This is a genomic window from Roseovarius carneus, assembly GCF_020141465.1.
Taxonomy (GTDB): domain Bacteria; phylum Pseudomonadota; class Alphaproteobacteria; order Rhodobacterales; family Rhodobacteraceae; genus Roseovarius; species Roseovarius carneus.
Genome location: NZ_JAHSPD010000001.1, coordinates 2,659,912 through 2,672,089 on the forward strand (window position 1 = coordinate 2,659,912; position 12,178 = coordinate 2,672,089).

General features: G+C 61.8%; 9 protein-coding genes. 7 read left to right on the forward strand and 2 right to left on the reverse strand.

What is annotated here, in order from left to right; genetic code table 11:
- Window positions 1-13: 13 nt before the first annotated feature.
- Complete coding sequence (gene lexA / locus KUD11_RS13180) at window positions 14-715, forward strand: transcriptional repressor LexA (protein WP_109384257.1); 702 nt, start codon at window positions 14-16, stop codon at window positions 713-715.
- Here lexA and KUD11_RS13185 read toward each other — a convergent pair.
- The gene (locus tag KUD11_RS13185; RefSeq protein ID WP_224380238.1) at window positions 709-2,760 is read right to left on the reverse strand and encodes a ComEC/Rec2 family competence protein; all 2,052 of its coding nucleotides are present in this window, start codon (window positions 2,758-2,760) and stop codon (window positions 709-711) included. The genes lexA and KUD11_RS13185 overlap by 7 nt on opposite strands.
- 76 nt (window positions 2,761-2,836) lie before the next feature.
- On the opposite strand from KUD11_RS13185, the gene gltX reads away from it, so the two are divergent.
- From gltX to KUD11_RS13215, 6 genes are all read left to right on the forward strand, one after another.
- Window positions 2,837-4,243 (forward strand): glutamate--tRNA ligase, encoded by a 1,407-nt coding sequence (gltX, locus tag KUD11_RS13190; RefSeq protein ID WP_109384255.1) that lies wholly within the window; start codon window positions 2,837-2,839, stop codon window positions 4,241-4,243.
- A 74-nt stretch (window positions 4,244-4,317) separates the two neighbouring features.
- On the forward strand, window positions 4,318-5,613 hold the full coding sequence (gene gltA, locus KUD11_RS13195) for a citrate synthase (protein ID WP_109384254.1): 1,296 nt from the start codon (window positions 4,318-4,320) through the stop codon (window positions 5,611-5,613).
- 88 nt (window positions 5,614-5,701) lie between these two features.
- The gene (locus KUD11_RS13200) at window positions 5,702-6,355 is read left to right on the forward strand and encodes an alternative oxidase (protein WP_109384253.1); all 654 of its coding nucleotides are present in this window, start codon (window positions 5,702-5,704) and stop codon (window positions 6,353-6,355) included.
- A gap of 333 nt (window positions 6,356-6,688) precedes the next feature.
- On the forward strand, window positions 6,689-7,501 hold the full coding sequence (locus KUD11_RS13205) for a TIGR00282 family metallophosphoesterase (protein ID WP_109384252.1): 813 nt from the start codon (window positions 6,689-6,691) through the stop codon (window positions 7,499-7,501).
- 41 nt (window positions 7,502-7,542) lie between these two features.
- Complete coding sequence (locus tag KUD11_RS13210; protein WP_109384251.1) at window positions 7,543-8,436, forward strand: DMT family transporter; 894 nt, start codon at window positions 7,543-7,545, stop codon at window positions 8,434-8,436.
- A 79-nt stretch (window positions 8,437-8,515) separates the two neighbouring features.
- A complete protein-coding gene (locus tag KUD11_RS13215; protein ID WP_263478907.1) occupies window positions 8,516-10,231 on the forward strand; it encodes an SLC13 family permease in 1,716 nt (571 codons plus the stop codon).
- 125 nt (window positions 10,232-10,356) lie between these two features.
- Here KUD11_RS13215 and KUD11_RS13220 read toward each other — a convergent pair whose 3' ends face one another.
- Window positions 10,357-12,129 carry an SLC13 family permease gene (locus KUD11_RS13220; RefSeq protein ID WP_109384250.1) on the reverse strand — a complete coding sequence of 591 codons (1,773 nt, stop codon included), beginning with the start codon at window positions 12,127-12,129 and terminating at the stop codon, window positions 10,357-10,359.
- Window positions 12,130-12,178 lie beyond the last annotated feature (49 nt).

The following is a 12,178-nucleotide window of genomic DNA, read 5'->3' on the forward strand; positions in this document are numbered from 1 at the left end:
GAGGGTGCGGCATATGCTGACCAAGAAACAGCTTGATCTGCTTGAATTCATCAACAAATGCGTTCAGCGGGATGGTGTGCCCCCCAGTTTTGATGAAATGAAAGACGCGCTTGATCTGCGGTCCAAGTCGGGCATCCACCGGCTGATCACGGCGCTAGAGGAGCGCGGGTTTATCCGCCGCCTCGCCCACCGCGCCCGCGCGCTTGAGATTGTGAAACTGCCCGAGGCGATGGGTGGCACGCCGGCCCATGGCTTCCAGCCCCGCGTGATCGACGGCGACCGGCCCATGGCAGGCCAGCCGGCGAATGCACACCCCGTCGAGGCGATCCACGCGATGGAGCTTCCGATGATGGGTCAGATCGCCGCCGGTGTACCGATTGAGGCCATTCAACATGCCTCGCACAATGTGGCGGTGCCCGGTGCGATGGTCGCGGGCCCCGGTGAGCATTATGCGCTGGAGGTGAAGGGCGATTCGATGATTGATGCCGGGATCAATGACGGCGATGTCGTGGTGATCCGCGAAACGCAGGTGGCGGATAATGGCGATATCGTCGTGGCGCTTGTCGAGGATCATGAGGCGACGCTCAAGCGGTTCTACCGTCGGGGTGACGCCATCGCGCTCGAAGCGGCCAATCCAGCCTATGAAACGCGCCTTCTGCCCAGCGATAAGGTCAAGGTGCAGGGCAAGCTGGTCGGTCTCATCCGCACTTACTGAGCATCGCGTGGCCCTGCCCGGTCGCGCCTTACCTTCCACGAATTCCAGAGCCGCGCGCCTGTTATATCGCGCGCGGTGATCGTTTTGAGGCCCTCGGCATCCTCATAAAGGGCAATTGCGCCGGTTTGGCGCAAGCTGGCGGGGTCGATCACGGTGCAATCCAGCCCCTCAGGCGGGGGAGTGTTGAACACCAAAATATCGGTCTTTGCACAGCCGCTAAGCTCTGCCGCCGCCTTTTTCCCACGAATGTTGCGGACCTCGACGCCGCCCAAGGCTGCGGCCTCGGGCCAGCGGGCGGCGGCGGCGATCTGTTCGGCCTTGTCGCCATCATTCTCCAGCCATGTCATTGCAACAAAGCCACCCCCGCGCGGCGCACTGAGGGCACGGCCCTCAGGCGTCATGACCCCGACCAGCCCGCCCGTATCGGCGATCAGGACATCGGGCCGCTCGGCTTGGGTCCAGAGGAGCATGGCAAAAAGCGCAGGCACCGCCCCCAGAAGCCGCGCGCGCCCCTGCCAGAGCACCATGAATAGCGCGCCCATTGCCAGCATTGGCAGCACCACCGGACCCGGCGTGACCACCGTGCCGCGCGCGCCCTCAAGCCCGGCGGTCCAATGCGCCACGGCCAATATCCAATCAAGCCCCAGCCCCATGATCCACAGCCCAATCCAGTCGAGCCCGAGAGGCAAAAGGCAGACCGCAAGCACCGCCGCTGGCATCACCAAAGACCCCATCAGCGGCACGCTGGCGAGGTTGGCAATGAGGCCATAATGGGCGAATTGGTTGAAATGCGCCGCGGCGATGGGTGCTGTTGCGATGCCTGCGATGAAGGACGAAATGAAGACCGCCGCCACCGGCTTCAGCCATCTTGGCCCCGGCGGAAGGTTGTAATCGCGCATCATGGCAAACACTGCGATGAGTGCTGTGGTGGCGGCGAAAGACATCTGAAACCCGGGCCCCGTCAGCGCCTCTGGGCGCAGAAAAAGCACGATGAGGGCCGCAAGTGCCACCGCGCGCAAGGAAAATGCCCGCCGGTTCAGCATCACCGCCACCAGCACGACCGCGACCATGATGAAGGCCCGTTCGGTCGCGATGGAGCCGCCCGACAGGCCCAGATACATCGCCGCGATAATCAGCGCGAGCCCCGCCGCCCAAGGCTTGACCTGCACCCGGAGCGCAAGCCACGGGATCGCGGCGAACCCATAGCGCAGCGCCGCGAAAACAAAGCCGGCCAGAAGCCCCATATGCAGCCCCGAAATGGCCAGTAAATGCGCGAGGTTGGACACGCGCAGCGCCTCGATCGTGTCTTGGCCCATGCCGGACCGGTCGCCGGTCATGATGGCCGCCGCAAAGGCCCCCGCCTCGCCCGGCAGGTTGGCCTGCACCCGCTCCGAGAGCCACATACGGATCGCGAAAAGGGGGCGTTTGCCGTCGGGCGGCTCCAGCGCCATAAGCGGCACGCGAGTATAGCCCACGCCGCCGATCTTGAGAAACCACGCGTGGCGCTGAAAATCAAAACCGCCGGGTTCGGTCGGCCCGCTGGGAGGGGATAGATGCGCAGTGGTCATCACGCGGGCACCCGCGCGCGGGGCCACGCCGCCCTCCTTGCCATGCAGCGAAATGCGCACCCGTGTGGGCGTGCGTCCGGGCCGCATGTCGCGCAGCACGACCTGATCAAGCGTCACGCGCACCGCGTCCGAGCCGGAGCGGTCGATATTGACCACACGACCCTCGACAGGGCCGTAGTAATGCCAGCCCAGCACGGGGCCCGACACGCTCTGCGCGCGCCACCCACCCAGCACCATCCCCGCCGCGATCAGCGCCATCCCGATGAACAACGGGCCAAACGCAGCCCCCACCAAGCGCGCCATGATCACGGCGAGACCGCCCGCCCCCGCAATCCCCCAAAGCGCCATGACCGAAGGCTCGAACCCGAGCGAGAAAAACACGCCAATGCCGATGCCAACACAGACAGGCGTCCACCCAAAGAGGTGCCCGCGCTGCACCAGCAGCGCCGTCGCCAAATGGCCCCACAGAGCCGACACTTGTTTCCCCTCCGGCCTCTGGTTAGACAGGCGGCAGCTTGCCCCAAACATCCTTACCGAAAGGTTAACGCGCCTTATGTCCGTCCCTGTCGTGACCCGTTTTGCCCCCTCGCCCACCGGCTATCTGCATATCGGCGGGGCGCGCACGGCGCTCTTCAATTACCTCTTTGCGCGGCGCCATGGCGGCTCGTTTTTGCTGCGCATCGAGGATACGGACCGCGCCCGCTCCACACCTGAGGCGACGGAAGCGATCCTTGAGGGGATGGCGTGGATGGGTCTCGCGCATGATGGCGAAGTGGTCAGCCAATTTGCCCGTGCGCCCCGCCATGTGGAGGTTGCCCACGCCATGCTGGCGGCGGGGGCTGCGTATAAGTGCTTTGCCACCCAAGAAGAAATCCAGACCTTCCGCGACACGGCCAAGGCCGAGGGGCGCAGCACGCTTTTCCGCAGCCCGTGGCGCGATGCGGACCCGGCGTCTCACCCCGATGCGCCCTTCGTCGTGCGCATCAAGGCCCCACGCGAGGGTGCGACCGTGATCCGCGACGCAGTGCAGGGCGATGTGACCATTCGCAACGATCAGCTTGATGATATGGTCCTGCTGCGCTCGGACGGCACGCCGGTCTATATGCTGGCCGTGGCGGTTGATGATCATGACAGCGGCGTTACCCATGTGATCCGTGGCGATGATCATCTCAACAATGCCGCGCGGCAGATGATGATCTATGCCGCGATGGGCTGGCCCCTGCCCATCTACGCCCATATCCCGCTCATTCACGGCCCTGATGGCAAGAAATTGAGTAAGCGGCACGGCGCGCTTGGCGTCGCGGAATACCGCGATATGGGCTATCCTGCGGCGGGGATGCGCAACTATCTGGCGCGACTCGGGTGGAGCCATGGAGACGCCGAGTTCTTCACCGATGCGCAGGCCATTGAATGGTTTGATCTCGAAGGGATTGGCAAGAGCCCCGCGCGGTTTGACTTCAAGAAGTTAGACAATGTGAGCGGGCAACATATCGCCACCATGCCAGATGCTGCACTGCTGCATGAATTGGACGGGTTTCTGGCCGCCACCGGGATGCCCGCCCTGACGCAAGGGCAGCGCAGCTTGATGGCGGCGGGCATGTATTGCCTCAAGGAGCGCGCGCGGACATTTCCAGAACTCCTTGATAAAGCGCAATTTATCGTGAATTCACGACCCGTGGAGATTGACGAGAAAGCGGCCAAACACCTCGATGATGTATCCCGCGGTATACTGAATGAATTGACGCCGCACCTGCAAACTGCTACGTGGGATCGAAACAGTCTGGAGGCCACAGCAAACGATTTTGCCGAGGCCAAAGGCACGAAGTTCGGCAAGTTGGCGGGCCCTATGCGGGCAGCCTTGGCCGGCCGAAGTGCCACACCGAGTGTGTTCGATATGATGCTGGTGCTGGGCCGGGACGAGACCCTGGCGCGGCTCACTGATGCGGCCAATGGCGGTTAACTCCGCCTTAAGGCTGGTGTAATACGCAAGCCCCAGCGCGCCGCGCGCCTGGGTGCGAAAATGGAGGACGCCGCATGGCTGACAGCAAACGCAACGCAACCCTGACGATCGGTGAAAAAAGCTATGACCTGCCCATCCTGTCGCCTACGGCGGGTCCTGATGTGCTGGATATTCGCAAGCTTTACGGCCAGGCGGGTGTGTTCACCTATGATCCCGGCTTCACCTCCACCGCAAGCTGCGACAGCACGATCACCTTCATTGATGGCGACAAGGGCGAGCTTTTGCATCGCGGCTATCCGATTGATCAGCTGGCCGAGAAATCGCATTTCCTCGAAGTCTGCTATCTGCTGCTTTACGGGGAGCTTCCTTCTGCGGCCCAGCTTGAGGATTTTGAAGAACGTGTGACGATGCACACGATGATCCACGAGCAAATGATGTATCTTTTCCGTGGCTTCCGCCGCGATGCTCATCCTATGGCGATTATGGTCGGCGTGGTCGGTGCGCTGAGTGCATTTTACCATGACAGCACCGATATCAACGACCCGTGGCAGCGCGAAGTGGCCTCTGTGCGGATGATTGCGAAGATGCCCACGATTGCCGCGATGGCGTACAAATATACAGTGGGGCAGCCCTTCGTTTATCCGCGCAACGATATTGATTACGCATCGAACTTCCTGCGCATGTGCTTTTCGGTCCCCACCGAAGATTATCAAGTCAACCCGATCCTTAGCCGCGCAATGGACCGTATCTTCACCCTGCACGCGGATCACGAGCAGAACGCCTCGACCTCTACCGTGCGGCTTGCCTCCTCTTCGGGCGCCAATCCTTTTGCGTGTATTGCCGCCGGTGTGGCGTGCCTCTGGGGTCCGGCCCATGGCGGCGCCAATCAGGCCTGCCTTGAAATGCTGCGCGAGATCGGCACCGTGGACCGTATCCCCGAATTTATCGCGCGCGCCAAGGACAAGAATGACCCTTTCCGCCTCATGGGCTTCGGGCACAGGGTCTACAAAAACTTCGATCCGCGCGCCAAGGTGATGAAGCAATCCGCAGATGAGGTGCTGGAGCTTTTGGGCGTTGAGGATAATCCGGTGCTGCAAGTCGCCAAGGAGCTTGAAAAACAAGCCCTCGCAGACCCCTATTTCGCCGAGAAAAAACTCTTTCCAAACGTCGATTTCTACTCCGGCATCATTTTGGAGGCGATGGGCTTCCCCACCTCGATGTTCACGCCCATCTTCGCGGTCAGCCGCACTGTGGGTTGGATCAGCCAGTGGAAAGAGATGATCGCCGATCCTCAGCTCAAGATCGGCCGCCCCCGGCAGCTCTATGCGGGCGACACGTTCCGCGACTATGTGGACATCGAAAAGCGCTAAAATCTGCTATTTTGCCGCATCCCAAAGCTCTGGGATAGCGGCGAAGGCACCCTATCTATACCCTATGCGTTAACAGATAGGGCATAGCATGAAACAGCCGACCGGCTTCGACACACCCGAAGTGTCGTTTGAGAACATCCACCATACGCCGCAAGATTGGCGTGATCGCGCCGCGTTGCGCTTCGTGAAATTCTTGCGTTTTTTCGCAGATAGGCTCTTTGCCGGTCGTTATGGCCACCGGGCGGTCGTGCTGGAAACAGTCGCTGCCGTGCCGGGCATGGTCGGCGGGCTCTTGCAGCATCTCAAGGCGATCCGCCACATCCGCGACGACGAAGGCTGGATCAAAGAACTGATCGAAGAGGCCGATAACGAGCGGATGCACCTCATGACCTTCATCCACATCGCGCAGCCTTCACGCGGGGAGCGGTGGATGATCATGATCACACAGGCGATTTTCTACAACTTCTACTTCTTCCTCTACCTCTTCCTGCCGCGCATCGCGCACCGGGTCGTTGGCTATCTGGAGGAGGAGGCGGTCGTGAGCTACACCCAATATCTTGAGCAGATCGACGCTGGCACGGTCGAGAATGTGCCCGCGCCGCAAATTGCCAAGGATTACTGGGGCTTGTCCGATAATGCCCGCCTGCGCGAAGTGGTCATCGTGATCCGCGCCGATGAAGCGGCTCACCGCGACACAAATCATGATTTCGCGAATAAAATCGCCGATGGCAGCCATAATTAACCCTCTGGGCACCCCTGAGGATACGTTCTGAAGAGGCCCGGCCTTGGGCAATCCCGCCAAAGGCCGGGACCTCACATATCAGGGCGCATTCGCAAATCGCGCATTATTCGTACGCGGTGCAGACGCTGCATGTTAATGCATTTTTCCTTATTTTAGAGGATCAGAGCATTCGCATGCCACTGTATGTGGCGTGTTGCCATAATGAGTTTTATAGCGTTTCGAGAAAGGCTGTGCCTCAGATTTTCTCGAAACGCTTTGCACCAAGAAAAAGACTATTGATGCCAAGTCTTGCGGCCCTTGCGCATTTTCCCGGCGGGGCCTATCGCTGAACCTATGAAAATTCTGTTTTTGGGCGATGTGATGGGGCGCGCCGGGCGCGCGGCAATCGTTGAGGGGGTGCCTCGGCTGCGGGCGCAGTGGGGGCTCGATTTTGTCATCGTGAATGGCGAGAACGCGACGGGGGGTATGGGGCTGAGTGGGCCGCATGCGCAAGATCTGCTGGTCGCAGGGGTCGATTGTCTGACGCTGGGGGACCATGCGTTTGACCAAAAGGATATGCTGCAATTCATTGAAAGCGAGGGGCGGATTATTCGTCCGCTCAACTATGCCAAAGGTGCGCCGGGGCGCGGCGCGCGGGTGTTCTCGGATGCGCGGGGCCGAAAGATACTCGTGGCGCAGGCGCTGGGCCAGGTGTTCATGAAGCGGGCTTTCGATGATCCGTTCTCTGCACTGGATGCGGTGCTGAGCGCGCATGTTCTAGGCGGGGCCGTGCAGGCGTCGGTGATCGACATGCATTGCGAGGCGACATCGGAGAAGATGGGGATGGGACATTTTTGCGATGGGCGCGCGAGCCTTGTCGTGGGCACGCATACCCATGTGCCCACCGGCGATGCGCAGATATTGCCGGGTGGCACAGCCTACCTTACGGATGCGGGTATGTGTGGCGATTACCTCAGCGTGATCGGCATGGAGCCGGGCGAGCCGATGCGCCGTTTCGTGACCGGCATGTCAAAGGGTCGGTTTGTGCCCGCCGCGGGCGAGGCCACGCTGAGCGGGGTTTATGTCGAAACGAATGACCGCACGGGCAAGGCGCTGCGTATCGAGATGGTGCGTCAGGGCGGACGCTTGGCACAGGCCGGTCCGTGAAGAACCGCCCGACCCCCGTTTTATACGGGATATTGCTCCTTATGGGGGCAGGTTGGGGACTGTCAGTGCCTTTGAGCAAGATCGCGGTGAGCACCGGGCATCAGCCTTTTGGCCTGATCTTCTGGCAGCTCGTGGTCATGGTGCTGTTTCTCGGTGTGATCTGCGCGCTGCGTGGTAAGCGGCTTGAGCTGGGGCGGCAATATTGGCGGCTCTATATTGCGGTAGCACTTTGTGGCGCCGTGCTGCCGGATATTTTCTTCTACATGGCGGCGGCAAAGCTTCCGGGCGGGATCATGGCGATCGTGGTCTCTTCGGTGCCGATGTTCTCGCTGCCGATCGCGCTGGCGCTCGGCAATGAGGATTTCGCGTGGCGGCGGTTTTTTGGCCTGTGCTTTGGCCTGATGGGGATTTTGATGATCGTGGGGCCGGAGGCGAGCCTGCCGGATGCCGCGATGGCGGCTTTCGTGCCCATCGCAATGCTCGCGCCGCTGCTTTACGCGACCGAGGGAAATCTGGTCGCGAAATGGGGGACGCAAGGGCTCGATTCCATGCAAGTGATCCTCGCGGCGTCGCTTTTTGGGATGGTTCTGACTGCGCCTGCCGCGCTGATCACCGGACAGTGGATTGATCCGCTGGCGGGGTTTGGCGCGGCGGAAGCGGCGCTTGTGGCCTCGGCGATCATTCATGCGCTGGTTTACGCGACCTATGTCTGGCTTGTTGGGCGGGCGGGGTCCGTCTTTACGGCCCAGACCAGTTATCTGGTGACGGGGTGCGGTGTCCTTTGGTCCATGCTCTTGCTGAGCGAGCGCTATTCGCTTTGGATCTGGGGCGCACTTTTGGTGATGTTCATGGGTATGGCCCTCGTGCAGCCACGCCGCGTTGACGAGACGCTTGCTCCGGCGGCACCGCTCGGGAATAGTGATCCCAACACATGAGGGAGTGCTGCCGGTGATTGCATTTCTGGACCTTTCGCAGACGACGCAGGCTTTGCTGAGCCTTGGGATCGTGGTGGGGATGTTTGCGCTCTTTGTGCGCGAGACCTACCCGACCGAAGTGGTGGCATTGGGCGGGGCGGCTGTGATGCTGGCCTCCGGGCTTTTGCCGTATGATGCGGCGCTGGATGTGCTGTCAAACCCGGCACCGTGGACGATTGCGGTGATGTTCATCGTCATGGGGGCGTTGGTGCGCACCGGTGCGCTGGAGGCGTTCACCTCACTCGCAGACCGGCAGGCCAAGACCAACCCCAAGCTTGCGATTGCGATGCTGATGGCCTTGGTCATTTTTGGCTCTGCCATCATGAACAACACACCGATGGTTGTGGTGATGATCCCCGTGTTTGTGCAACTCGCGCGCACGATGGGTGTATCTGCGTCCAAACTGCTGATCCCGCTCAGCTATGCGGCCATTCTGGGCGGCACGCTCACTCTGATCGGGACCTCGACCAACCTTCTGGTGGACGGGGTGGCGCGGGCGCAGGGGCTCGCGCCCTTCACGATTTTTGAGGTGACGCCGCTGGCGATTATCCTGGTGATCTGGGGGATGATCTACCTCAAAGTGATCGGGCCTATACTGCTGCCGGACCGCGATAGCATGGCCGATATGCTGTCGGATCGCAGCCGGATGAAGTTTTTCACCGAGGCCGTGGTTCCGCCCGACAGCAACCTGATTGGCCGCGAGGTAACCGGCGTGCAGCTTTTCAAGCGCGAGGGGGTGCGCCTGATTGACGTGATCCGTGGCGACCGCTCACTCAGGCGCAATCTGACAGGGGTGAGCCTTGAGGTGGGCGACCGTGTGGTCCTGCGAACCCAGATGACCGAACTTCTGAGCCTTCAGCGCGACAAAAGCCTCAAGCGGGTCGATCAGGTCTCGGCGGTGGAGACACAGACGGTGGAGGTCTTGATCACGCCCGGCTGCAAGATGGTGGGGCGCTCATTGGGCGCGCTGCGGCTCAGGCGGCGCTACGGGGTCTATCCGCTGGCGGTGCACCGCCGGAACCAGAATATCGGGCGGCAGCTCGATGATCTGGTGGTGAAGGTGGGCGATACGCTGCTTCTGGAAGGCGCACCCGAAGATATCGCACGGCTGGCGAGCGAGATGGAGATGGTCGACGTCTCACACCCCTCGGCGCGGGCCTTTCGACGCGGCCATGCGCCCATCGCAATCGCCGCGCTTCTGGGAATCGTCCTTCTGGCCGGGCTCGGCGTGGCCCCGATCCTGCTTCTGGCTGTTGTGGCTTTGGGCTTGGTCCTTCTGGCGCGCTGCATTGATGCGGATGAGGCGTTTTCCTTTGTGGACGGACAGCTTCTTGCGCTCATCTTTTCGATGCTGGCCATCGGCGCGGGGCTGGTCGAGAGCGGCGCCGTGGCCCTTTTGGTCCAAGGGATCGCGCCATTCTTGTCGGTGATGCCGGGCGTGCTTGTGATCTGGTCGGTTTACCTTCTGACCTCGGTGCTGACCGAAATGGTCAGCAACAATGCAGTGGCTGTGGTGGTTACGCCAATTGCCATCGGGCTGGGCGAGGCGATGGGCATCGATCCGCGTCCTCTGGTGGTGGCGGTGATGGTCGCGGCCAGCGCGTCTTTTGCCACGCCCATCGGCTACCAGACCAACACGCTGGTCTACGGCCCCGGCGGATACCGGTTTACGGATTTTCTGCGCATAGGTGTGCCGTTGAACCTCAGTATCGGGCTTCTGGCCTCGGTCCTCATCCCGTTCTTCTGGCCGCTCTAGGCGGTCATAGCGGGTTCCGGCGCGGCCCCCCTTCTTCTTGCTTCAAATATCCATAAGGGCGAAGCCCCCGCTGCGAGCCGCGCAAATCAAACCCTGCGCGCGCAGCGCTCCTTTGGGTCAACCAATCAGAGCGGCCAGAAGATGAGGATCGCGGGGATCGAAACGGCGACGACAATCACTTCGAGCGGCAGACCGATGCGCCAGTAATCACCAAAACGGTAGCCGCCGGGCCCGAGGATGAGCGTGTTGTTCTTGTGCCCGATGGGCGTGAGAAACGCGCAAGATGCAGCGACCGCCACGGCCATCAGAAACGGGTCCGACGAGACGCCGAGAGATTGCGCCATCTGGATGCCCACCGGAGCCGCGACGATGGTGGTAGCGGTGTTGTTGAGCACGTCCGAGAGGCTCATCGTGACGATCATCAGCACAGTGAGGATAGCCCATGCGGGCATGCCATGGGTCAGGCTGATCAGGCTGTTGGCGATCAGCTCCGTGCCGCCTGCATCCTCCAGCGCGGCCCCAAGGGGGATCATGGAGCCCAGAAGCACGACCACGGGCCATTCGATATGGGTATACAGCTCGCCCAGCGGAATGATCTTGGTGAGCACGTATGCCACCACGACAAGGCCCAGAGCGACGGGAAGATAGACGAGGCCAAAGCTCGCGGCAGCCACGGCGGCGGCGAAAAGGCCGATGGCGCTCCATGTCTTTGTGTTTTGGGTGACCGCAAGGCCCCGGTCGGCAAGGGTGAGCGCGCCCAGCCAATCGGCAATGTCCTCGCCCTTGTCCTTTGGCACCAGCAGCAGCAGGATATCGCCCGCCCGGATCACCGTCTTGCGCATCTGGCTCGTGATCTGCTTGCCCTCGCGCGAGATGCCCATAACCACGGCGCGCTGCCGCCAATGCAGGCCGATGGATTGCGCGGTCTTGCCGGTGATGCGGCTGTCGCGTTGGATCACGATCTCCAACAGATCGAGCCCGTCGCCTTCCGCGCGCAGGGCCTCCTCGCGCGGTGCGTCCGCGAAATCGAGCGAGAGGGCGGCGCGAAACTCGTCCAGCGCGTCGGGCTGCGCCTCCAACACCAGCGCGTCGCCCGCCTTGATCCCGGTGTTGAGCGCGGTGCCGTAGCGGCGCTTTCCCTCGCGGATAAGGCCGATGATGGCCACATCGGTCTTGGTGGCGGTGTCTTCAAGCTCGGCCAGACGTTTGCCGATATGGGGCGAGCCTGTGGGCACAGTCAGTTCCGCGATGTAATTGGCGAGGTCCGCGCTGCGCATGGTAGCATCCTCGCGCTGCGGGATCAGGCGCCAGCCGACAAGGGCCACGAACAGCAGCCCCGCAATGGCCGTCACGCCGCCCACCGGGGCGAAATCGAACATCGCAAAGGGCGCGCCGAGCGTCTCCTCTCGGATGGCTGCGATAATGATATTGGGCGGCGTACCGATCAAGGTGACCATGCCGCCAAGGATGGTGGCGAAGCTGAGCGGCATGAGGCTGAGTCCCGGCGCGCGGCCTGCTTTGCGCGCGGTTTGCACATCCACGGGCATGAGAAGGGCAAGGGCCGCCACGTTGTTCATGAAGGCCGAGAGCACGCCGCCGATGCCGCCCATCAATGCGATATGCGCCCCAAGGCCCCGCGAGGCATCGACCAGCGTGCGGGTGATCAAGAACACAGCGCCCGAACGCACCAGCCCCGCCGACACCACCAGCACGAGTGCGACAACCAGCGTGGCCGGGTGGCCGAAGCCGGAAAATGCCTTTTCCGTGGGCACCACCCCCACGATCACCCCGATCATCAGAGCGCTGAATGCCACGATATCATAGCGAAACCGGCCCCAGAGCAAAAAGCCGAACACGGCACCAAAGAGAGCGAAGAGAATGATTTGATCTTGTGTCATACCCAAGGCGTAAAGCGTTTTGCACGGAACGGGAACAGGGGGAATTTCG

Excerpts from the sequence above, each read along its gene's own strand:
- lexA (WP_109384257.1), top strand. The coding sequence starts at position 14 with ATGCTGACCAAGAAACAGCTTGATCTGCTTGAATTCATCAACAAATGC.
- gltX (WP_109384255.1), top strand. The coding sequence starts at position 2,837 with ATGTCCGTCCCTGTCGTGACCCGTTTTGCCCCCTCGCCCACCGGCTAT.
- gltA (WP_109384254.1), top strand. The coding sequence starts at position 4,318 with ATGGCTGACAGCAAACGCAACGCAACCCTGACGATCGGTGAAAAAAGC.
- KUD11_RS13200 (WP_109384253.1), top strand. The coding sequence starts at position 5,702 with ATGAAACAGCCGACCGGCTTCGACACACCCGAAGTGTCGTTTGAGAAC.
- KUD11_RS13205 (WP_109384252.1), top strand. The coding sequence starts at position 6,689 with ATGAAAATTCTGTTTTTGGGCGATGTGATGGGGCGCGCCGGGCGCGCG.
- KUD11_RS13210 (WP_109384251.1), top strand. The coding sequence starts at position 7,543 with ATGGGGGCAGGTTGGGGACTGTCAGTGCCTTTGAGCAAGATCGCGGTG.
- KUD11_RS13215 (WP_263478907.1), top strand. The coding sequence starts at position 8,516 with ATGTTTGCGCTCTTTGTGCGCGAGACCTACCCGACCGAAGTGGTGGCA.
- KUD11_RS13220 (WP_109384250.1), bottom strand. The coding sequence starts at position 12,129 with ATGACACAAGATCAAATCATTCTCTTCGCTCTCTTTGGTGCCGTGTTC.